This is a genomic window from Clostridium yunnanense, assembly GCF_016595795.1.
Classification (GTDB): domain Bacteria; phylum Bacillota; class Clostridia; order Clostridiales; family Clostridiaceae; genus Clostridium_AR; species Clostridium_AR yunnanense.
This window is the reverse complement of the sequence record NZ_JAENHN010000009.1, coordinates 1-23,406: the sequence shown is the minus strand read 5'-3', so window position 1 is coordinate 23,406 and position 23,406 is coordinate 1. Positions and strand designations below refer to the sequence as shown.

17 protein-coding genes are annotated in these 23,406 nt (G+C 30.5%); 12 read left to right on the top strand and 5 right to left on the bottom strand.

Features of this window, described 5'->3' with window-relative positions; genetic code table 11:
* Window positions 1–213 precede the first annotated feature (213 nt).
* Window positions 214–1,479 (bottom strand): response regulator, encoded by a 1,266-nt coding sequence (locus JHL18_RS03120; RefSeq protein WP_200266177.1) that lies wholly within the window; start codon window positions 1,477–1,479, stop codon window positions 214–216.
* A gap of 800 nt (window positions 1,480–2,279) precedes the next feature.
* Here JHL18_RS03120 and JHL18_RS03115 point away from each other — a divergent pair.
* The 9 genes from JHL18_RS03115 (at window position 2,280) to JHL18_RS03075 (ending at window position 13,862) form a co-directional block, all read left to right on the top strand.
* Window positions 2,280–4,589, top strand: a complete 2,310-nt coding sequence (locus JHL18_RS03115; RefSeq protein WP_200266176.1) for a glycoside hydrolase family 65 protein — start codon at window positions 2,280–2,282, stop codon at window positions 4,587–4,589.
* A 28-nt stretch (window positions 4,590–4,617) separates the two neighbouring features.
* Window positions 4,618–6,897, top strand: a complete 2,280-nt coding sequence (locus JHL18_RS25780; RefSeq protein ID WP_200266175.1) for a glycoside hydrolase family 65 protein — start codon at window positions 4,618–4,620, stop codon at window positions 6,895–6,897.
* A 311-nt stretch (window positions 6,898–7,208) separates the two neighbouring features.
* Window positions 7,209–8,285, top strand: a complete 1,077-nt coding sequence (locus tag JHL18_RS03105; RefSeq protein WP_200266174.1) for a diguanylate cyclase — start codon at window positions 7,209–7,211, stop codon at window positions 8,283–8,285.
* 24 nt (window positions 8,286–8,309) lie between these two features.
* Window positions 8,310–8,465: a hypothetical protein gene (locus JHL18_RS03100; RefSeq protein ID WP_200266173.1), complete on the top strand. Its 156-nt coding sequence runs from the start codon at window positions 8,310–8,312 to the stop codon at window positions 8,463–8,465.
* Between the two features lie 223 nt (window positions 8,466–8,688).
* Window positions 8,689–9,255 carry an RNA polymerase sigma factor gene (locus JHL18_RS03095; protein WP_200266172.1) on the top strand — a complete coding sequence of 189 codons (567 nt, stop codon included), beginning with the start codon at window positions 8,689–8,691 and terminating at the stop codon, window positions 9,253–9,255.
* On the top strand, window positions 9,236–10,723 hold the full coding sequence (locus tag JHL18_RS03090; RefSeq protein ID WP_200266171.1) for a PepSY domain-containing protein: 1,488 nt from the start codon (window positions 9,236–9,238) through the stop codon (window positions 10,721–10,723). The genes JHL18_RS03095 and JHL18_RS03090 overlap by 20 nt, the downstream gene beginning before the upstream one ends.
* Before the next feature lie 270 nt (window positions 10,724–10,993).
* A complete protein-coding gene (locus tag JHL18_RS03085) occupies window positions 10,994–11,557 on the top strand; it encodes a CBO0543 family protein (RefSeq protein WP_200266170.1) in 564 nt (187 codons plus the stop codon).
* 310 nt (window positions 11,558–11,867) lie between these two features.
* On the top strand, window positions 11,868–13,244 hold the full coding sequence (locus JHL18_RS03080) for an amino acid permease (RefSeq protein ID WP_200266169.1): 1,377 nt from the start codon (window positions 11,868–11,870) through the stop codon (window positions 13,242–13,244).
* 312 nt (window positions 13,245–13,556) lie between these two features.
* Window positions 13,557–13,862, top strand: a complete 306-nt coding sequence (locus JHL18_RS03075; RefSeq protein ID WP_200266168.1) for a hypothetical protein — start codon at window positions 13,557–13,559, stop codon at window positions 13,860–13,862.
* Window positions 13,863–14,045: 183 nt separating this feature from the next.
* Here the strand turns inward: JHL18_RS03075 and JHL18_RS03070 are convergent, their stop codons facing one another.
* The 3 genes from JHL18_RS03070 to JHL18_RS03060 form a co-directional block, all read right to left on the bottom strand.
* Window positions 14,046–15,566: a hypothetical protein gene (locus JHL18_RS03070; RefSeq protein WP_200266167.1), complete on the bottom strand. Its 1,521-nt coding sequence runs from the start codon at window positions 15,564–15,566 to the stop codon at window positions 14,046–14,048.
* Entirely contained in the window at window positions 15,556–16,119 is a 564-nt protein-coding gene (locus JHL18_RS03065) for an RNA polymerase sigma factor (RefSeq protein ID WP_200266166.1), read from the bottom strand. Before JHL18_RS03065 ends, JHL18_RS03070 begins: the two co-directional genes overlap by 11 nt.
* 271 nt (window positions 16,120–16,390) lie before the next feature.
* Window positions 16,391–17,272 carry a radical SAM/SPASM domain-containing protein gene (locus JHL18_RS03060; protein WP_200266165.1) on the bottom strand — a complete coding sequence of 294 codons (882 nt, stop codon included), beginning with the start codon at window positions 17,270–17,272 and terminating at the stop codon, window positions 16,391–16,393.
* A gap of 468 nt (window positions 17,273–17,740) precedes the next feature.
* On the opposite strand from JHL18_RS03060, the gene helD reads away from it, so the two are divergent.
* The gene (helD, locus tag JHL18_RS03055) at window positions 17,741–19,990 is read left to right on the top strand and encodes an RNA polymerase recycling motor HelD (RefSeq protein WP_200266164.1); all 2,250 of its coding nucleotides are present in this window, start codon (window positions 17,741–17,743) and stop codon (window positions 19,988–19,990) included.
* Window positions 19,991–20,118: 128 nt separating this feature from the next.
* On the opposite strand, the gene JHL18_RS03050 is transcribed toward helD, so the two are convergent.
* Window positions 20,119–20,466, bottom strand: a complete 348-nt coding sequence (locus JHL18_RS03050; protein WP_200266163.1) for a winged helix-turn-helix transcriptional regulator — start codon at window positions 20,464–20,466, stop codon at window positions 20,119–20,121.
* Window positions 20,467–20,623: 157 nt separating this feature from the next.
* On the opposite strand from JHL18_RS03050, the gene JHL18_RS03045 reads away from it, so the two are divergent.
* Together JHL18_RS03045 and JHL18_RS03040 are read left to right on the top strand one after the other, a co-directional pair.
* Window positions 20,624–21,289 (top strand): NAD(P)H-dependent oxidoreductase, encoded by a 666-nt coding sequence (locus tag JHL18_RS03045; protein WP_200266162.1) that lies wholly within the window; start codon window positions 20,624–20,626, stop codon window positions 21,287–21,289.
* A gap of 809 nt (window positions 21,290–22,098) precedes the next feature.
* A partial coding sequence (locus JHL18_RS03040) for an ABC transporter ATP-binding protein (protein WP_200266161.1) occupies window positions 22,099–23,406 on the top strand: 1,308 nt, incomplete at its 3' end.

Sequence of the window (23,406 nt, the reverse complement as noted above, 5' to 3'; positions counted from 1 at the left end):
GCTAAAACTGTAAACTCACTACGTTCGAACAGTACAGTTTATTAACGCCATTACATCTGACAAAATCATTTAATTCTAATAGCTCGCTCATATAGCATCTCCTTTATAACCACTTAATTTCAATAATAATCTTAATCATATCCTGTTTTTAATATAGTAGTGCATAAAGACCTTCCTTAGTTATTCAACCCATAACTGAAGAAGGTCTATGTTTTAATAAATATGAGCCTTTTTGGAATATTCGCTAGGGGTCATTCCTGTAGAACGTTTAAATACCTGACTAAAGTATTTTATATCATTATATCCAACTTTATAACATACTTCGTAAACCTTATATTTTGGATTAACCAACAACTCTTTAGCAGCATTTATTCTAGCTTCCTTTAGACATTCGTTGAAGGTTTTACCTATATTGTCTTTTAAAAGATGCATCAGATAAGAAGGACTTATATACAATGCGTTTGCCACATCATCTACTGAAATATCCTTGTTATAGTTTGAGGTTATATATTTTATAGCTTCATTAATCTTCCTTGAAGACATATTGTTTTCTATTCCATCAATGCTTAATATGCGGTTTATATCAGTGAACATATTATTGTTTACAGCCTTTTCGGCTTCTTCACAAGCAGTGTGGACGATTGATAGATCTTTGCATACATTACTTACTCCTACACAGCATGTAAGTGTGGTAATTTGCTCAAACTCATAAATGATTTTTTTAGCAGAGTTCTTTATTGCCTTAACTGCGTTCTCTATATGTGGATGACTCAAAATTATAGTCCACTTTAAATCAGAAGTCTCTGTGTACACATAACTGATATTACCATCATTTAGATATTTTGAGATTAAGCTAGTCAAGGTGTTTCGAATCAAACTAATCGTATCTTTATCTGAAGATTTGAGAATATCATCACTTGAATTTACTGTTAAGAATAATACATAGTTATTATTTGGGGATATATAAATGCCATATAGTTTAAGTTTTTCTTTTATTTCATCTAAATCGGTAAGTTTGCCTGTAATGAGGTTATTCAAAAACAGCTGTTTTACATTTGGAAGTTCACTTTCTAACAATGAATACTGTTTTTGTTTATTTCGTCTCTTGTCCAACTCTTTAATTCCATCTAAAACGGTTTTTATAAGCTCATTATTATCAATAGGTTTTAATAAATATGCGAAGGCTCCGCTGTGAAGGGCTGTACGAACATATTCAAATTCTTCGTAGCCGCTTAAAATAATAACTATACAGTCTATATTAGAAGCTTTTATAGCCTTTAAAAACTCTAGGCCGTCCCACTCGGGCATTCTGATATCAGTTATTATAATATCAGGATTGAACTTAAGAGCTAATTCTAAACCGGTTTTTCCGTTATCAGCATCTGCAACTATCTCAATGGAGTATTCATTCCAATCAATTGTTTCTCTAATTCCATATCTGACAATATACTCATCATCTAAAATCAACATTGAATACATAGTAACCCCACCCCTTACTTACTACAATATTAAAACGTATACATTTATGATGTGCCACTTCGTAATAGAATTTATTATTTTAAAGACTCTCACCAGAACCCGTGAGAGTTTTTAAAATAGATTTCGGATCGAAGTGGTACATCTTTATAGACACTATCTCAAATATATTCTAACAAATCATTAATAAGAATTCACTACATATAATTAAACTCAGCATTATTAGAAACTATTTAGCAGAATTACAACCTATACTCAAATATTTATAAAACCTATAATTTAATCATAATTGAATACTAGCAAAACACCGTGTTTAAATTAAGTGGTCACGCATCCGATGCTTTAATGAGCTTACGCAAAGAATTAATATGATTCTGTCAAATTCCATGGCTAAAACTGTAAACTCACTACGTTCGAACAGTACAGTTTTACTTTTTAAAAATCTATGAATTCTATAAAGGTTTTATATTGTAAATTTAATGAAATAAAAAATGCTATCTGATTTTAAAAGTAAAAAGTGAAAATATATCGCCTGCCAGAATTTCTTCACGTACGTTCAGAAAAGGCAGATGCGTAAAAAAATTACTAATAAAGAGCGATTAGCAATTTTTTAGAGCCATTCCATCTGCCAAAATCATTTAATTCTAATAGCTTGCTCATATAGCATCTCCTGCATAACCACTTAATTTAAACAATGTTGCTGAAAATATATTAATTTTATTACTAAGTTGTGCAGCTAAATAAATAATAAGTAAAATTAGATTTTTATAAGTATAGGATTGAATATAGGAGGAGTAGAAAATATGCAGAAATATGCAGATAAGTACTTGAAATTAGATCCATGGAGGATAATTGAAGAAGGGTTTGATTCAGAGAGATGTAATGTATCGGAATCAATTTTTTCTTTAGGAAATGAGTACATGGGGGTAAGAGGATATTTTGAGGAAGGTTATAAAAAAGGTGAGTTCGTAGGATCTTATTTTAATGGAGTATATGAAGAAACTAGGGAAACATCAGCTTTACACTATAAAGGTATAGTAAGAGATACTCATTTTATGCTTAATTCTATCAATTGGCTATATACAAGAATTTATGTTGATGATGAATTATTAGACTTATCATCAAGTGAATTTGATGAATATAAAAGAATACTTGATTTAAAAACTGGAATCTTAAATCGTAGCTTTATATGGAAAACAAGTAGTGAAAAACATTTGAAACTTGATTTTGAGAGATTTGTTAGTATGGATAGCCCGAGATATGGATTTCAAAGAATAACTATTAAGCCGCTAAACTTCGATGGCCAAGTAAAGGTTGTCATGGGTCTTGATTTTAATGTGATTCAAAAAACTACAGCAAAGAAATATTGGACAACTATTGAGAGAGAAGCACTAGAGGATTATATATATATACTTGGTAAAACTTCCTTCACCGAGCAAAAGGTATTTTCAGCTTCTAATATATCGTTAGATAATATCCATGAAGGTAAAGTTATAAAAAATGAAGATTTTATAGGATATGAGCTTATCATAAATGGAACACAAGGGATTGAAACAAAAATAGATAAAGCTGTACTTAATTACGTAGAAAAAAGAAAAGAGATTGAAGTTGATAAAGTAATTAAAGAAGCATCTAAACTAGTAAATAATTTTGATAACATATGCTATGAGAAAGAAAAGGAAAAGCACATAGATTATTGGACAAAGGTTTGGGATAAGTTTGACATAACAATAGATGGAGATATGGATAATCAGCAGGGTATAAGATATTGCATTTTCCAAATGCATCAAACTTATCATGGTGAAGATCCTTCACTTAACATTGGAGCAAAGGGCTTAACTGGAGAGGCTTATAACGGACATACTTTCTGGGATACAGAGACATACTGTCTGCCTTTTTACATCTTTAACAATCCTAAAGCAGCTAAAAATCTACTAGAGTATAGATATAATACTTTGCCTATGGCGATTGAAAGAGCTAAACAATTAGATTGTGAGGGAGCTTGCTATCCTATAGCAACCTTAAATGGAAAGGAAGCCTGCTCTTTATGGCAACATGCAAGTCTTCAAATGCAGCCAAGTACTGCAGTAGCTTATGGAGTATTTCACTATGTTAAGCTTACAGATGATAAGGCATTTTTATATGATAAAGGCTGTGAGATGTTAGTGCAGATATGTAGATATTTAGCAACTAGAGGTGATTGGAGTGGACAGACAGGAGAGTATGGATATTTCGGAGTTATGGGTCCAGACGAGTTCCAGATGATGGTCAACAATAATTGTTATACAAACTATATGGCAAAGAAAACCTTTGATTATACCCTTGATGTGATAAAGGATATGAAGATTAACTGTCCAGATGGTTTATCACGATTAATAAAAAAGGTTGATTTATTAGATGATGAATTGCAAGCGTGGTCAAGCATGGCAAGCAAAATGAAGATAACTTTGGATAAAGAAACAGGGATATATGAACAGCATGAAGGATATTTCAATCTTCCACATGTAGATATAAATAGTATTCCTGTAGAGGAGTTCCCTCTATATAACAATTGGTCTTATGACAGGATATATAGGAATGATATGATAAAACAACCAGACGTGCTTATGTTTATGTTTCTTTTTAGAAGTGAGTTCTCAGAGGAAAGCAAAAAGGTGAATTATGAGTACTACGAACCAAGATGTATACATGAATCCTCACTTTCGCCATCAATACACTCAATATTTGCATCAGAACTTAATAAACATGAAGAAGCCTTCGACTTTTTTAACTTTGCAACAAGAATGGATTTAGATAATTACAATAGAAATACCAATGAAGGCTTGCACACTACTTCCATAGCAGCAGCATGGGTAAATATTGTTTATGGATTTGGTGGTTTAAAATCTGATGGTGAGAAGATAGAGCTTAATCCATCTATACCAAAATCCTGGAACAGTTACTCTTTTAGAATCTTGTACAAAGGAACTGTTGTAGAAATTTTAGTAGATAAAACAGATGTAAGAGCAAGGGTGGTTGAGGGAACAGAAGTTAATATTAATGTATATGGAATAGAGTATGAAATAGATAAGGAAGGAATAAAGCTGGAGATTCCTGTGGTTGCAAGAGGATAAAACAAGTATTTTATAGGAAGGTGATATTGTGGAGTGGTTAATAAAAGAAAGTGGATTTGATAAGGATAAAATTGAACTTAATGGTAATAAATTTCTCATTGGAAACGGCTATATGGGCTATCGTGGCACTATGGAGGAATTCTCAAAGGAGCAATTAGTTGCTTGTAATTTATCTGACTTATATGATAAGGTAGGCGACAAATGGAGGGAACCGGTCAATGCACCAAATGGACTGTTTACAAGATTATATTGTAATGGAGAATTACTTAGTGTTCTTAGTGGTGATATAGAGGAGCATGAGCAAGAGCTTAATATAAGAAGTTCAACACATAGAAGATATACTAAGTTTATCACCAGTAGTGGAATAAAGGTTGAAGTAAAGGCAGAAAGATTTCTAAGCTTATATAATCTGCATCTTGTATGTATGAAATACTCGATTAAGGCATCAAAACCATGTGATATATCAATTGAAACAGGAATTGATGGACAGGTGTGGGATATAAATGGGCCACACCTCATAAATGTAGAAACATATCAGCATGAGGAGAATTGCATATTGCATGCAATTACCAATGAAAATAAAAATTCTTTAGCAGTGGCTGAAAGAATTGAAATTGATTTTGGTAGCGAGGTTTATAATAGTAATAGCTATAATTCACTTAGGGAAATATCATCAAATATTGAAGCTGATAAAGAATATACCTTTGTAAAATATGTGTCTGTATTTAAGGATAGAGACGAAGTTGAGGATTGTGTAAGTGCAGCAATTAAGTCAAATATGGTTGCAGCTAATCTTGGATATGATAAATTATTAGAAGTGAATAAGGAATTATGGGATCAGAGATGGAATGATGTTGATGTGGAGATTGAAGGAGATGATTATTCTCAGTTAGCACTAAGATATAGTATATATCATTTAATGATTATTGCACCAACTCATACAGACAAGACCTCAATACCAGCAAGAGGACTCTCAGGGCAAGTCTATAAAGGTGCTATATTTTGGGATACAGAAATATTCATGTTGCCATTTTTCTTAAATACAAAGCCTGAAATAGCTAGAAATTTATTAAAATATAGATGTAATACTTTAGATGGTGCCAGAAGAAAAGCAGCTGATTATGGATATAGAGGAGCATTTTATGCTTGGGAAAGCCAGGATACTGGTGATGATGCATGTACTTATTTTAATGTTACAGACGTATTTACTGGAAGACCTATGAGGACTTACTTTAGAGATAAGCAAGTTCATATAAGCGCAGATGTTGCGTACGCTATATGGCAGTACTATGTTGCTACAGGAGATGAAAGCCTCCTTGTTGAAGGTGGGGCAGAAACAATAATTGAATGTGCTAGGTTCTTCTATTCTTATGCTTATTTTAATATGGATAAAAACAGATATGAAATATTAGATGTTACTGGTCCAGATGAATATCACGAAAGAGTAAATAACAATGCATATACGAGTATAATGGTTAAGTATACCTTAGAGGCCGCATTATCAGCTATTAGGCTCCTAAGTGATAAATATGAAAACGAATATATAAATCTAAACTTGGCAATTAGTTTTGAAGAAGAAATAGATAAATTTAAAGATATGTTTCAAAAGTTATATATTCCTAGCCCTGATAAAGAAACAAGTATAATAGAACAATTTGATGGATATGAGCGATTAGAAAATGTAAGCCTTGAAAAATTAAAAGAGAGAATTATAGACCCAAATGAGTATTTAGGCGGTGGTAATGGATTAGCTACGACTACTAAAATACTTAAGCAAGCAGATGTTGTACTAGCTTTAAATTTGTTTAAAGACAGATACTCAGAGCAAGTTAAGAAGAGTAACTGGGAGTATTATGAACCTCAGACTGAGCATGGATCTAGCTTAAGTGCCTGTGTTTATGCACTTCTAGCTGCTGATCTCGGTAAAGTTGATTGGGCATACAAGTATTTTCTAAAGACAGCTACAATTGATTTAACAGGGGATTCTAAACAATATGTTGGAACTCTTTATATTGGAGGAACACATCCTGCATCAAATGGTGGAGCTTGGATGACTGCAGTTTTAGGATTTGGAGGAGTTAAAGCCAGAGAAGGACAGATAACTATAAATCCTAAATTACCAGAAGGTTGGGTTTCTTTAAAGTTTAGAGTAGTACATTATGGACAAAAGTACTCTGTAAATATTACAAAAAACCAAATAACAATTAAAGCAGATGATATAAACAAAAAATCCAATGAATTTATTATAAATAGTCAAAAAGTTATATGTAATCCAGGTCAAATAATAGAAATTACTTATTATAGATAAACCAGTTCCAAATAGAATATATATTCTATAATACTATAACCATTAAGAGTTAGAAGAACTATCACTTAGTTTTATTAGATGGAATTGGACTATATATAAAAAATTGTCTAGAAGTAGAAATATTACCTTTAGACAGTTTTTTGTCGTTTTAATTTTTATTTTTGAACTTTAATAATAAATTCAATTATTCATTTACCAAGTTTAGAGTCTAGTATCAGTGGATACATAAATAAGTGACTGTATTCAAATAATAAAATAAAACTTTTATAAATGCTACAATCAGTTACTTTAGAGTGAAAGGAGGTTTTTATGTGATCAAAGAATTAATAGTAAACCTTTCAATACTGATAAGTGCCATAAGTTTAGGCACACAGCTAAGAAAGGAGTATGATCATTTAAAAGCAAATCCTTATACTCATCAATTAACTTTCGGTTTCCTTACAGGGCTTTTGTCCATTGCACTAATGTATTTTGGTTTCATCATTTATAATGGTTCAGTTATTGATTTTAGAAATATAGCAATAATGATTGCAGTTATTCATGGTGGAGGAATATCACTATATGTATGCAGTATTATGACTGCAGTTTTCAGAATAATATATTTTGGTGTTAATGTAGGATCAATATACGGAGTAATATTAACTATAATAACTAGTATTGGGTGTTGGGTTATAGCTAGTAATAGGCTTAGAGATTGGCAGAAGTGGACTTATTGCACTTTATTCAATACAGTGGCGGCTAGCATAGTGTTAGTAATAAATCATTTCTATAGAGAAGATTTTAAGTTTATTTTAAGTATATTTATAATAGCATCTACTGTTGTGTCAGCAATAACCTTTAGTTATCTAGAATATTGTTTTATGATGAATAAACTCTATGTAAGGTTAGTGAAGGAATCTACACAAGATTTTCTCACTGGAGTAAACAATGTAAGACAGTTTTATAAGGTTCTAAAGCAACTGGCAGCTAATGCTGTTGATAAGGATGAAAAACTTTCTATATTAGTCATAGATATAGATAATTTTAAAGGAGTTAATGATACTTATGGACATAACAATGGAGATATAGTTTTAAAGGAAGTTGCAAGTATATTAAAAGCTAGTAGCAGATCCTTCGATGTTATATCTAGAAATGGTGGAGAAGAGTTTACAGTTATTCTTCTTGATTGTGGGAAGGATAATGCTATAAAAATAGCTGAAAAGATAAGAACTAATATAGAGAAGCATAGTTTTATCTTGTCAAATGAGCATGAGATATATGTGACTGTATCTATAGGAACTGCTAGCTTTCCTGAGAGTACAGGAGATATAAAAAGACTATATGAATTGGCAGATGAAGCTCTATACGAATCTAAAAAAACCGGAAAGAATAAAGTATCTCATGTATAGATATTTTTAGAAAAGGAGAATTTTATGATGAAGGATAAAAATATAAAGAATAGTAGCAATAATATTAATGAAGCAAAAGCAACTAAAAACCCAGTAGAGATATTCCAAGGACATCTAAAAGAGATAAAAAATATAGATGAACCCTTCGCAGAAGCGATAATAATGGCTAAAAAGTTTTAATAATTGATTTTCTAAAAATCCGCAGTAGCGGATTTTTTCATTTAGAAAACTATAATCTGATAGATGCAAGAGTAAATTTTATTGATAGAGTGAAAAATTTACAAACAGGTGAAACCTTTCTATAATTAATTACGTTATATATGTGAGATAAGTAAATACATATTAGATTTTTTATAAAACATAAATGAGATGAAGTAAAACTGATTTTAAAAGGGGTATTGAGATGATTATAGATGATGAACAGCTAATACAGGCTGTTATTAAGGGAGATAGAGAATCGGCTGATTTTTTGGTTAATAAATACTATAAGATAATTTATTCTTTTGTGTACAAGCTTACACAGGATTACCATATATCTTATGACTTGACTCAAGAAGTGTTTATTAAAGCTATAAGATCAATTAAGAAATACAAGCATCAAGATAAATTAAAAGCTTGGCTATTAGCGATAGCATCTAATTCGGTAAAAGACTATTTTAGAAAGGAAAGTAGAGAAAAGCTACAAGTTTACGACATCAATTTAGATATTGAGGATCAGTGTAGTAATAATTCCTTAGAAAAGCTTGAGAGAGAAGAAAATAAAGAGTATTTAAAGAGGGCTATAGATGCTCTTAGCCTTGATATGAAAGAAGTTATAATGCTTAGATATTTTTATAATATGAAAATAAGTGAGATAAGCAAGATAACCTCTACCAATGAATCTACAGTAAAAACAAGATTAAGACGTGCGCTTAAGTATCTAAATAATAAGCTAGAAGGAGGTGCTGATTATGAGAAAAAAGCTTATTAGCTCATATGAAGACTTCGAGAGAGAGTATAGAGATGTTAAAGATCAGATCACTGATATAGATGTCTATGAGGATATAGATTTCCCTACTTTTGAAATGATGGAGAAGGTTAAAGACAATTTAGCTTGTGAAGTTGTTACTGAGGAACAGAATATATTTAAGTATAAAAGGAGTAAGACAATAAAGATATTAGTAGCCAGCATACTTCTTTTTGTAATAGTTGGAGAGTTTGCAGTTTTAAAATCATCTTTTATGGATTCTTTTAATATAACGAAGGGAACCTCACAAAAAAAGCTTGAAGATAAGAGTGATGAAAAGGTTGAAGTGTTTAAAGGCAATGATTTATCAGTTTATGAGAAAGCAGTAGAGGAGTTTTCAAAAAAGCAAGGGTATAATATTGTAAAAAGCAGTGCTATAAATATGAATATTCGTCTTCCAAAGACTTTTGATGAGTTTATAAATAATGTAAATATTGGTGATACCTTAGAATTAGAAAAGATAAATGGACTTTCTAAGCAGTTTGGGTATGACTTTAAAAAATACTTGGGCAAAAAATTAGCACTTTATGCTGTAAATATAGAGAAGAATAATACCAATAAAGGACTATTAATAACACTTATATACAATAATAATATTGTTGGCGCTTGGATTAGTGAAAAAGATGACCTGCAGAACATTATTAAGACCTGTAAGGAGAATGATGATAAGAATATATCTACACAACAAGCCTTGGATAATGCAAAAGATTTTATTAAAAGATATTTCAACTCAGATGAAACTATGAAGAATATAATCACTAAAGACAAAGAAACTAACTATGTAAAGCCCACTTATGAACTTAAGTTTGAACATTCTACTGTGAAAGTAGACGCTCAAAGTGGCAAGGTTATTGGATATGATACAGTGAATTCAGCAAAAAGTAACAAAAGTTTGAGTGAGCAAAGCCTAAGAAATAAAGCTTCTGATTACTACAAACATTTAGGTTTTCCAACAGAATTTGAGAACAATGCATCAGTAATCAATACTGATGGATCCATATGTGCTGATTTTTCACAATCAATACATGTTAATGATAAAACCATATATAATCCCTATAATTCTGTAAGAATAATATTAAATTCTGACGGAACCCTTAGAGGAATAGTGTCTTTCTATAAACCGCTAATTTTTACTGATAAGTCCAATAATATACTGATTTCAGAAGATAAAGTAAAAACATATTATGCAGGAGTTGGTCATGACAAAGGGGTGTCCAACTTCCAAATACCAAAATTGGAGATAGTGGTGCCAAACAATGGAGATCTAATATATTCAGAAAGTTATATGAAGGAGAACCCTACTGCAGTGTATAGTGAAGAAGATTACTGTAGATTAGCATGGGTTGCAAAGGGATCTGATGATAAGAGATCGATGATGCTATATATAGATGCTGAAAGTGGAGAGGTTATAGGAGCAGCAGCATACAAATAAAATAATTCAAACTATATAAGTTTGATATGGACTTAACGAATAGGAATCATGCATTCCATAGGATTTTAGGATAACTTGGAGACAAGGTACATTTTACTAAGTTCTATGAATGCATGATTTTTTAATTTTGAGCATAATGCAGATGATCTTTAAGTAACAATGTTATCTTGTATTGTTTAGAATTATATTTAAAAGATACTGATTAATTAAAAAATCTTTTAGAAATACTATAATACAGAAAGTTACTACTAAGGATAAAGGTGATATCGAATGAAACTTATATTATTGCGAATTATACCACTTTCCATATTTCTTATTAGTGCGTATAGATGGGGAGATTGGAAGAGATGGCAGAGGTATTACCCTACTATGCTTTTTTTCGGTTTTGGAGATTTAATTTATATTGCTGTTTTTCACGATAAAGTATTATGGGAGTTTCCAACAAATTTTTTAGTGCCTTCTCTTGATGAGTTGTTATTAATATTTGGTATATTTTTTCCTACAACTTTATTATTCTTAAGTCATTATCCTAAAAGAGTATATTTCCAAATTATCTACATTGTTATGTGGGTAGCAATTTATATGTTTATAGAAGCAGTTGATTTAATAACTGGAATAATAGTATATTCCAACGGCTGGAGTATATGGTGGTCATTATTACATAATACTGTGCAATTTCCCTTAATAGCGCTCCATTATAGAAAACCTTTGCTAACATGGATTATAGCATTGATTTTTTTGGCAATCATTATGAATATATTTAATGTACCTTTTATGGTAGTAAAACATCCTAATAGTATGCAAAATATAAATTTGCTAATTGATAGAAGTTAATTTGATATATTGCCAAAAACAATAATATAAAATGTTGTTAAAATAATAGATTGTTAAAATGAAACAGAAAAATATTCCTTATTTATACTTAATCATATATAAAATTAACTATTTTTAAATTTATGTAAGAAATTTAGGGGAAATTAGCGGAAAATGATGATATATAATAAAAATCCTGCTAAACAAAAGGAATATAATTTGAAATGTTTATAATTTACTATATAATATATTAACGGGATGACAAATTTTCAGTAAATATTGTTATTTATTAATAAATTATTTGTTTTGGGGCCTATTAAGGAGGATTTTAATGAATATTTTCAAGAAAAAGACAGCAGAGCAGATGCTTGAAGGAGCAGTTAAGACTGGTCTTAAAAAGAACTTAAAGGCTAAAGATATTGCCGCATTAGGGATTGGAGCTGTTGTAGGAGTTGGTATATTTGTAGCTACCGGAGAAGGCGCTCATCTCGCTGGACCTGCGGTAATTATATCATTTATTATAGCTGCAGTAGTAGCATGTCTATGTGGACTTAGCTATTCGGAACTTGCAACTATGTTTCCTGTAGCAGGAAGTACATATTCTTATGCATATATTACTTTTGGAGAAATAGTAGCTATGATTATAGGGTGGTGTTTAACTGCTGAGTATCTAGTTGCTTGTAGTGCTGTTGCCTCAGGATGGTCAGGAACCTTCCAAGGAATATTAGCTAATTTAGGAGTAAATATACCTAAAGCTTTAGCAGCTTCACCAAGTAAAGGTGGAATAATTGACGTGCCTGCTGTACTTATAATTGTTTTAATAACAGCACTTTTGTGTTATGGAATGCAAGAAAGTGCAAAAATAAACAACTTAATGGTTGGAATTAAGATATGTATCATAATTCTATTTGTTGGACTAGGAGTTACACATATAGATGTAGCCAACTATAAGCCTTTTAATCCTTATGGACTTAAAGGAATATTTGCTGGTACAGCTACTATCTTCTTCTCATACATAGGATTTGATGCTATTTCGACTGCAGCGGAAGAAGCGGAAAATCCAAAACGAGATATACCTTTAGGGCTAATAATGTGTCTTGTTGTAGTAAGTTTACTTTATATATCGGTTGCAGCTGTACTTACAGGGATGGTTCCATTTAAAGAAATAATTTCTGAAAATGCAGTGCCAGGAGCTTTGGCTAGAGTAGGAATTAACTGGGGATCAGCTTTAGTTGGTACTGGTGCAGTTATAGGTATGATATCTACACTTTTAGCTGTACTTTATGGTCAAGTAAGAGTTTTCATGGTTATGTCTAGAGATGGGCTTTTACCTAAGTTGTTCTCAAAGGTTCATCCGGTTCACAAAACACCATATTTATCTACTATAATAACTGGTACTGTTGCTGCTATTATAGCAGGATTACTTCCGCTTGATATAATAGTTCAATTCTTAAGTATAGGAACTCTATTAGGATTTATAGTGGTATCTTTAAGTGTAATAGTGCTTAGAAAGAGAATGCCTAACTTTAACAGAATATTTACATGTCCAGGTGTTCCGTTTACACCTATAATAACTGTTATATGCTGTTTATATCTTCTTTCAAGACTACAGGCTAAAACATGGATTGGGTTTGCAGTATGGCTTATAATAGGTCTTATAGTTTACTTTACTTACGGAAGAAAACATAGTTTATTACAAAATGAATAATATATAATATAGGAATAGCTAATGAAATCATTTATTGAATTCATTAGCTATTTTTTGCTATACAGTAAAAAATAAATTTATCTGTCTTGTAAGTTTCTCCATATACATTCAGAAAGGCAGATGAGTTAAAAGAGCTCACTTCAGCGACTTTTTTATAAATTAATATATTAGTCATTTAATAAACATATAATAAAATATAATTCAGGTTTGTAGGAGGTTATATAACGGTGTAAGTATAACCATGATAAATTTGATTTTTAATTAACTTATAGTTATACAGTTTTATTTATCAATGTCGTCGGAGGAGTGTAGATGGAGGGATATGAGTATATTCTGATCGCAGTAGGATTTGTACTACTTTTACTAAGTTATCTAGTAGGGATAGGGAACAAAAGTTTTTCAAAGGTAAATGATAATATAACTGCAGAAGACATAGAGGAAAAAGATAAGCTTATAAATGAGATTGCTATACCTCCTGCTCTTATCGGAATGGCTATAATAATATCTACCTTCCTATACAGAGTATCAAAGCTATTTGGCATAATATTGATCGTAGTGGTGTCGATATATTCTTTAATTAGAGAATTCAAAGTGCTATTTAGTATGAAAAACAAATGAGATAGAAATAAATGGGCTACTGTAGTTGAACTGAAGTTGTTCACTTACAATAGCCTCTTTATATAGTTTTCCTCTAATTTTTAGTTTTTAAATATATTGTTGAAGTTTAAAAAGAGTGTGCAAATAGATTTGTATCATCTCTTTTCTATTTTTATGTGAAAATTATGGTGATAAATTTTAAAGCTATTTACTTTTGTATATAGTATTAATTTTTTTATTACTTAAATTAAATTCATTTATAGTATATTTATTCGGTTTTTCTAGGCTTTTTATAAATACTATAGTATTATCATCTTTTATACCAATTAGGCCTGAAGCACTTATATCTAGATTAACTAAGCCGTTTGATGAAATAATTGAAGAATTATTTAATTGAATAATTCTATTTGTTTCATTTGCTGTGTAAGGGTAATTTAACCAGTATTTACCTGTGGGACTAGCTATATCATACGTGAATTTTAAATTCTTCGGAATACTTATATTATTAATTTGCTTTGTATTTAGATTGAATGTGTGCAATGAAATTAAATCAGAGAAGTTTATTTCCTCTAAGTAGATATTGTCACTATTGTAATTAGAAGTATGATTAAATTGAAGATCAGTAGACTTTCCTAAGTCGGCAATTTTGACAAATGAACCGTTTAAGTATTCTAATAATGTATACATGTTAGTTTTATTATTTTTAGATAGTAGCAATATTCTATCGTTAACGGTAAAGGTATCTAGATGCATTGAATATGGATCTTTTTCAACTAAATCACCAATTTTTAATTTTTTATCGTAGGTATCATTAGTGTTTATAAATATATAATCATGTGTTACTACATTACCAGAATTGGTTAGCTCCAAGCTTGTAGTATCTGCTGATAATTCAACAGAAGTCTTACTATCTAAATTATTTAAATCAAAAATTTGATGTTTCAATAAGTTATAATCGCTTAATACAGCTAAGTACTCGTCATTATCTGACCATTTTACTATTGAAGTATCTATAATAAAATTACTTGAGGCTAAATTAGAAAGTAAAGCTTCACTATTATATTTGAGTGATATAGCTAAATCATAGGTCTTATTTTTGATAGTATCTATTAATATACTTTTGTTATTATCAATAGAAAAAAGAAAGATATACTTTCCGTTTGGGCTACTGCTAACTAAAGGTTTATTCTTAGTGGAATTCATATTAAGTTTATTGATATCTATGGAATTTAATAATCCTTTTTCGTATGAATAATAGCTTATGATATTGCTATTTCCAAACATAACAAAGTTCTTATTGCTAAGAATAACATCATAAAGCATAGAGGAATCATTACTTATAGTATTGGTGGTTTTGTTGTTATAAATATTGTTTTTTAGCTCATTGCTAAAAATTTTAAATATCGAAATTATACAAATAATTATTAAGGCAGCTAATATGCTTGAAGAAACTAGTGGTGAGGTTCTTATTAACTTTTTCTTATTATTTTTAGCTTTAATAACACTATTTAAACTTGACATTATGTGCTCTGTATTATCTGTGAAATTTACGGGATTCTCATTGAGAGCTGATTTAAAAGCATTATGAGAATATATAAGTGAATTAAATTCTTTAGAACAACTTTCACATGTATCTAGATGCTTTATATGATCATCCGAAAGTACTAGATTATCTATTTGATCAATATGAGAAATTACACTTTTTTTAAAGAAATTACAATCCATAAACTACACCACCTTTTATGTGTTTTTCTGCAAATTTAATAAATTGCTTATGCATAGTATAGTATCTTTTTTTTACGGCATATTCACTAAGGTTCAGAATTGCAGAAATTTCTTTAAAAGTCATTTTTTCATTTTGGTATTTTAAGTAGAGTATTCTTTTGTTAATAAAGTTTTGCTTTTGTATAAACTTTTCAACTAACTTCTTTGTTTCATGAAAATTAATGTTGTCATCTAAAGAGGTACCGATGGTGTCTAAGTTTTTACTTAATTCATTATTGGCTAGGGTGTATTTACTACTTTTTCTAATGAAATCTATAGACTTGTTTTTTGCAATTTTATATAACCAAGCAGAAAAACTATAATTTTTATTGAATGTATCTATTTTTTGATATACAGCTATAAATGTTTCTTGAACAATATCATTAGTGTTTTCGAAATCATTTACGATACTGAAGACATATCTGCTTAAGTTAATATTATATTTTTTTATTAACAATTCAAAGGCCTTCATATCGCCCTGTTTAACTTTCAAAACTAGTTCGATGTCCTCCATTACAACTATTCCTCCAATCCATTTCCTATATTATATAACGTACTAATTTGTGAAAAGTGACTTTAATTCTATTTATAAATAATAAATTACGTATATATGGAGCTAAGACTTGAAACAGAGGACCAGAATATTAAAAATGCAGATTAAACTAAAAAATGATTAAGCGGAAAAATCTCGATACTAATAAGAGACTTTTCCGCTTAATTGTTAAGTTAGTAATTGTAGTATAGCAAAGGACTTTAATGTCATAATATCAAATCTAAGAATTACTTTATTTACTAAAACGCCTTCTATAATCGCACTTCCTGCAAAGTTCTTCTTTCACTTGCCTGTTAGAAAAACCGTTGAATATATTTAAAGCGCGCTCGCCTTCTACTATATCGTTAAGAGAATTAGCAGCATATATATTTCCGAGATTCATTACTCCTTCACCATCTAAGCAACAAGGAACTACAGTGCCATCAACTAATATGGCTATTTGATTTCTAAGTCCATGGCAAAAACCGAAATCATCTTCGCCTTCTAGTTTTGTATCAGGCCACTTAAACTCAGAGCCTTGATTTAGATAAACTCTTTCTTTGATCTTTATACCTCTAGCAGGAATGACTTTTTCCTCTATCTTGTAGTCTAATGAAAAAAAGTCTTCAATCATTTCTAATATGTAATTATTTCTTTTATTTTTTAGGTTTATAGTGTTATCTTCAGTAAGATTCCAAAGTCTTAAGGATACAGTTATATTTGACTTATCTATCGCTTCCTTTGTAAAAGACAATATATCAGTTACATAAGAATATTTGTCGTTAGAAGTTTCGTTACCATCAAAGCTATGCAATGAAAAGTTGATTTGTCTTAAAGAAGGCTTGTTTATTATCTTTTCGCTCACCTTATTAATCAAAGTTCCATTTGTAGTTATATTAACCTTAAAGTCTTTTTCATAACTAACATCTAACAATTGCTCTAATTGAGGATGGAGCAGAGGTTCTCCTTTTACATGAAGATATATGTGATCGCCATGACCTTTAATTTTATCCAGAACTTCGCTGAACTTATCCACAGTAATAGTTTCTGCTTTTCTTTTTGTCTGTGGACAAAATTCACAAGATAGATTGCACACATTAGTGATTTCGATATATATTTTCTTAAATCTCTTCATTATGTATTCTCCTATGTGTAATTGAGTAGGGATTTTATTTATGTTTCAAGATAACAAGCTCTAAAAATAGATTTACCATTAAAGTAGTATGTGTATAGGGGATTAAAAAGTTTATATAAAATAAAAAAACTAGAGAAACCTAATCTCTAGCAACTGACAGAATTTGACAAATTATTTTAAGTGCAAATACACCACACTAATATCTTTTTCTAATTTATATTTATACTATAAACAAAAAACTAGATATTGTCAAGATAAATGAAGAAAAAGTTAGAAAAAACATGGTTAAAATCAAATTGATTGAAAGGAACAGCATCAGTGAGTGTAATATAATGGTAATCAGTGTTTTATCTTTTCGAGTATTTACTATAAAATATTATGTATCTCAGTTAATACATATATGAAGGTACTACTTTAGAGGAACACCTTAACCAATGTGGCACAAATAAAATTTAAGGAGTGAGTTGAATGGCAGGAACAGAGCATCCTGATTATGAAAAGGAAATACAAAGACTAGAGTTAACTCTAAAATATCTTAAAAGCTATAATGAAAAAGTATTGGCACATAAGAATAAGGTTGATACAGAGGTTGAATATGGTTTATCTCATTATAACTCAGACAATGCAGAGCAGTTCAACGAATTATCTATAAATTATGTGCTTCAGAAAAATTTAGAATTTAAAACTAAAGGTTTAGCAAGCAGCATAGAAAAACCTTACTTTGCAAGAGTTGACTTTAAAGAAAAAGATAAAGATAGGATTCAACAACTTTATATAGGTAAGACTTCACTGCTTGATGATGAGACTAATGAAATGATCATAATAGATTGGAGATCGCCTGTTGCAACTCTTTATTACGAAGGTAGACTAGGGGAAGGTCACTATAATTGCGAGGATGGAAATATAAAAGGTGACATAAGCTTAAAGCGGCAATACAGTATTGAAAAGTCAAAAATTCAAGAAATATATGATATTGATATAACTACAAATGATGAATTCCTACAAGCAAGCCTAAATTCTTTAAAAGATAATAGATTAAAGGACATTGTATCTACAATACAAGAAGAACAAAATAGAGTTATAAGAGCTAACATGTGGAAACCTTTATTGGTACAAGGAGCCGCAGGTGGAGGAAAAACTACTATAGCACTTCATAGAATAGCATACCTTTTATATAATTATGAAAAGACAGTATCTTCAGATGGATTTATGATAATAGCACCAAATAGATTTTTTCTAAGCTATATTTCAGACGTACTTCCTGAACTTGGAGTTCACAGTGTTCGTCAGAATACTTTCGAAGACTTCGCATTAGAAATTATTGAAGAGAAGTTTCATATAAAAGAACCTTCTGAAAAACTGAAAGATATAATTGAAGGAGATATTAAAGTTAATAAAATAAGTACCTTCAAATCATCTATTGAATACAAACTTATGTTAGATAAATTTCTAAAGTTTGTTGAATCTAAATATATTCCAAAAGCAGATTTTAAGATTCATGATACCATTATATATTCTTATAGGGATATTAAATCACTTTTTATAAGTAGTTATAATCATCTACCTTTTGAAAAAAGAATAATCGAAATAAGAAAACATCTTTCAAACAAATTAAAACTAAATAAAAAAGATATCCTTGAGACTATTGAAAGAGATTATGACTGGAGAATAAACAAACTAAGAAGAGAAATGGGTGACTGTGCTGAAAGAAGAGCTAAGATAATTGAAATAGCAGATGAAAGAGATCTTGTGCTAAAAAGAGCAAAAACCAAAATGAGCAGCTTAGTTAGAGATTATTTTGAAAAAATAAAACCACTTAGTGTTAGCGAATATTATAAAGAATTCATGAGGATGCTGAAAGAGTGGAAACCTGAAGGGCTTATAGCAAAACTATCAGAGCAAACTATTCTTTCCGTAGACAGCAAGAGTATAGACGTAGAGGATTTAGCTCCACTTATGTATATAAAGTTAAAGGTTTATGGATTAGAAGAAAAATTAAATTTAAGGCATGTAGTTGTGGATGAAGCACAGGACTTTAGTGTGTTTCAATTCTTAGTACTTAAAGAAGTAATAGGTTCTAGTTCAATGACTATATTAGGCGATATATGCCAAGGTATTTATAGCTACAGGGGTACAACGGATTGGGAATATGTAAATAAAAGCATATTTGGTGGAGAAGCTGAGATGCTTACTTTAGAACAAAGCTATAGAACAACCGTTGAAATAATGAGCGGTGCAACTGAAGTAATCAAGAATCTAAAAGGTAAACAGCTTCCTTTAGCCAAACCTGTTATAAGACACGGTGAACCTATAAAGGTTGATAAGGTAAGTAGTGTTGACGAATTGTCCTTAAGAATAAGATCAGACATAGAATTGTGGAAACAAAAAGGATATAAGTCATTAGCTCTTATCTGCAAGAACTTAGAGGAGTGTAAAAAACTCAAGAAAAAGTTAGATGGTCTAAACATAGATACTTCAATGGTTACTGGTGGAGAAAGTGACTTTAATGGAGGAATAGTTATAATACCAACCTACCTAGTAAAAGGACTTGAATTTGATATGGTAATAATCTGCAATGCCTCGAATGATATGTACGCTGATAGTGATCTAGATATAAAGCTTTTATATGTGGCAATGACAAGACCACTGCACTATTTAAAAATTTATCATGTAGGTGAAAGAAGCAAACTGCTTGCGCATATAGCATCTCCTGCATAACTATTTAATTTCAACAATATTCTTAAAGATAGCATGAAATTAAATTAAGCTTAAATGCTGTATTGAAATTAATGGTACCTTATAATTTAGTACTAAATTATAAGGTACCATTTTAAATGTATTAAGTTTTATGTTAATTCCAAATGGGTATTTCCCCAGTTGTACAGCTCTTTAATTATAGGTTTTATAGTTAAGCCGAGTTCAGTTAATTCGTATTCAACCTTTGGGGGAACTTCTGCGTATACAGTCCTTTTTACAAGTCCATCGCTTTCAAGCTCACGAAGTTGTAGTGTGAGCATTCTATGAGTTATTTTAGGCATATCTCGTCTTAGTTCATTGAATCTTTTCTTTCCGTATAAGAGTCTATATAGGATGACTCCCTTCCACTTTCCACCTATGATATTTAAGGTGGCCTCTACTGCACACTTGGTTGAGGGACAAGGTGGATCAATAGCTAAAGTTTCTTCTGTATTCATAAGACACCTCTTTACATCACTTTTGATACTAAGTATAAATTTTATACCTAGGTATATTATTGTATATTATATATTAAAAATGTGCATTCTTCAATATATGATTAAGGTGTAATATAATTTACTAAAATAGATATATTTAGAAAGGTGGAATACCATAATGGATTCAATGAAAGCAAAAATATTAGAAGCATATGATTTTAGGCACGCATGCAAGGAGTTTGATGATAGCAAAAAGATATCAAAGGAAGATTTTGATTTTATATTAGAAACAGCAAGATTATCTCCTAGCTCTTTTGGTTTTGAACCTTGGAAGTTTGTTGTTGTTCAAAACCCTGAATTCAGAGAAGAATTAAGAAAAGTTTCATGGGGGGCTCAAAGGCAACTACCAACAGCTAGTCATTTTATTGTAGCTCTTTCAAGAACAAATGAAGATATGAAGTATGACTCAGAATATATTTCGAAATTTATGGAGGAGGTTAAGAAGCTTCCTGCTGAAGTTGCAGAAGGGATGAGAGAAAGACTAAAAGATTTTCAAGAAAATGACTTTAAGTTATTTGAAACTAGCACTGCACTTAATGATTGGGCATCAAAGCAAACTTATATTGCTTTAGGAAATATGATGACTGCTGCTGCACAAATAGGAATTGATTCATGTCCTATAGAAGGCTTTAATAAGGATAAGGTTGAAGAAGTACTAAATAGCAGAGGTATACTTGAAGAAGGAAGTCTTACAGTATCATATATGGTAGCCTTTGGATATAGAAAAGCCGATCCAAGACCAAAGACAAGACAAAGTATAGATAAAATAGTAAGTTGGATATAGAGAAATAAAAATCAACATGTTGTGAAAGTTATCATATTAAAAGAAGTTTCTTCTTTTAATATGATAACTTTATTTTTATTTAAAAAAATATAACATTTTTTAGCTGATGTACTAATAAAGTTGATTTTATTTGCTGATTTATTACTTTGGAAGCGCTTTATCATATATAAGTTGTTTTAGATAAGTGATTTGCTCAAGTATAGGGTTGGAATTAAATCGTTATACAGGAGATGCCATATTAATTCTTTGCGAAGGCTCATTAGAGCATCGGATGAATAACGATTTAATTTCAACAATACCTTTAAATATATGCAAAATAATAGCTTTTTAATAACTTTCTTCTATTTAGTTTATTTGCTAAGATTTCCTCTAGTTAACATGATAAAGTTACTTTATTAGTTTAAAAAAATATGTTAGAATAAATTTCACGAGAGTATTTTGTCGATAGATGTAGAATTACAAGGGTTACATATTGAAATTGTTTACAAATGCCATAAAAATATAATTGACGGTAGAGTTTTTGTATATTAATATAAATATGTAAGCGATAACATATTTAACTACACTTACATAATAGATAATATTTAAGATGCCTAAGCCTAATGATATAAGAATTTCTTGTTGTTATACATTTAGGTTTTTAATAATGTAGAAATCTTATATATTTATATGGCGTAAAGATGAACAAGTTAAATAATTAAACATCTTTTTAAACTCTTGAGGGGTCTGTGGTTTGAAATTAAAACATAGGTAGTCTCATATCAATATTAATTTTAAGAGAAAAAAGTTTTGATTAGGAGGTATCAGTCATGACAAAAGTGGTAGAAATGAAGGGCATCACAAAAATATTCCCAGGAACCATAGCTAACGATGATGTTAATTTTGATCTTAACAAAAGTGAGACTCACGTTTTGCTAGGTGAAAACGGAGCGGGAAAAACCACTTTAATGAACATACTATATGGGTTGTACCAACAAGAGAAGGGTGAAATATATGTTAACGGGCAGTTAGCCAAGATAACAAACCCTAACGATGCTATAAAGCTTGGAATTGGTATGGTGCATCAACATTTTATGCTTGTTCATAATTTTACAGTTGCAGAAAATATAGTTCTAGGAATTGAACCTAAAAAAGGTTTAAAGGTAGACATGAAGAAAGCGATAGAGGATGTTAAAGCTATTGCTAAAAAGTACGGTTTCAACATAGATCCAAATGAAGTAATTGAAGACATCACAGTTGGTAAACAGCAAAAGGTAGAAATACTTAAGGCTTTATATAGAGGAGCAGATATATTAATACTTGACGAACCTACGGCGGTTCTAACTCCTCAAGAAATAGATGAACTTGGGGTTATTATAGACAACCTAAAGTCACAAGGTAAGTCAGTAATTCTAATCACTCATAAGCTTAAGGAAGTTATGAAGATGAGTGATAGAGTAACTATAATAAGAAGAGGTAAGGTTACTGGAACTGTAAATACTAAGGATACTAATATCGACCAATTAGCAGAGCTAATGGTAGGTAGAAAAGTTAATCTTGTAGTAGAAAAGGCTGAAGCAAAGGTAGGCCGTGAAATCCTTAAGATAGAAAACTTAAATGCTAACGATCATAGAAAACTTCCTGTAGTTAAGAATCTTGATCTTACAGTACATGCAGGTGAAGTAGTTGGTATAGCTGGAGTAGATGGTAACGGACAGTCAGAGTTTATAGAAGCTTTAACTGGTCTTAGAAAAGCAGCTAGTGGAAAGGTAACTATTAATGGTAAAGATATATTTAACAAGACACCTAAAATAGTTATGGAATCTGGCGTTGGACATGTTCCTGAAGACAGACATAAAAGAGGACTAATACTTAAATATTCATTATTTGAAAACTCAATCTTAGGTATTCATAGAAATAAACCTTTTAGCAAAGGTATTGTATTAAACTATAACGAAGTCAGAAAGCATTGCAATAAGCTTATAGAAGAGTTTGACGTAAGAACTCCAAACGATGAAGTTTCAGCATCAGCTTTATCAGGAGGAAATCAACAAAAGCTTATAGTAGCGAGAGAAATCTCAAAGGATCCAGAACTTCTAATAGTATGTCAACCAACAAGAGGCCTTGATGTTGGAGCT

What these genes read in the sequence shown, in the direction of transcription:
- JHL18_RS03120 (WP_200266177.1), bottom strand. Translation starts at nt 1,479, where the DNA reads ATGTATTCAATGTTGATTTTAGATGATGAGTATATTGTCAGATATGGA.
- JHL18_RS03045 (WP_200266162.1), top strand. Translation starts at nt 20,624, where the DNA reads ATGGATTCAATGAAAGCAAAAATATTAGAAGCATATGATTTTAGGCAC.
- JHL18_RS03090 (WP_200266171.1), top strand. Translation starts at nt 9,236, where the DNA reads ATGAGAAAAAAGCTTATTAGCTCATATGAAGACTTCGAGAGAGAGTAT.
- JHL18_RS03050 (WP_200266163.1), bottom strand. Translation starts at nt 20,466, where the DNA reads ATGAATACAGAAGAAACTTTAGCTATTGATCCACCTTGTCCCTCAACC.
- JHL18_RS03085 (WP_200266170.1), top strand. Translation starts at nt 10,994, where the DNA reads ATGAAACTTATATTATTGCGAATTATACCACTTTCCATATTTCTTATT.
- JHL18_RS03070 (WP_200266167.1), bottom strand. Translation starts at nt 15,566, where the DNA reads ATGGATTGTAATTTCTTTAAAAAAAGTGTAATTTCTCATATTGATCAA.
- JHL18_RS03060 (WP_200266165.1), bottom strand. Translation starts at nt 17,272, where the DNA reads ATGAAGAGATTTAAGAAAATATATATCGAAATCACTAATGTGTGCAAT.
- JHL18_RS03100 (WP_200266173.1), top strand. Translation starts at nt 8,310, where the DNA reads ATGATGAAGGATAAAAATATAAAGAATAGTAGCAATAATATTAATGAA.
- JHL18_RS03095 (WP_200266172.1), top strand. Translation starts at nt 8,689, where the DNA reads ATGATTATAGATGATGAACAGCTAATACAGGCTGTTATTAAGGGAGAT.
- JHL18_RS03065 (WP_200266166.1), bottom strand. Translation starts at nt 16,119, where the DNA reads ATGGAGGACATCGAACTAGTTTTGAAAGTTAAACAGGGCGATATGAAG.
- helD (WP_200266164.1), top strand. Translation starts at nt 17,741, where the DNA reads ATGGCAGGAACAGAGCATCCTGATTATGAAAAGGAAATACAAAGACTA.
- JHL18_RS03080 (WP_200266169.1), top strand. Translation starts at nt 11,868, where the DNA reads ATGAATATTTTCAAGAAAAAGACAGCAGAGCAGATGCTTGAAGGAGCA.
- JHL18_RS03075 (WP_200266168.1), top strand. Translation starts at nt 13,557, where the DNA reads ATGGAGGGATATGAGTATATTCTGATCGCAGTAGGATTTGTACTACTT.
- JHL18_RS03115 (WP_200266176.1), top strand. Translation starts at nt 2,280, where the DNA reads ATGCAGAAATATGCAGATAAGTACTTGAAATTAGATCCATGGAGGATA.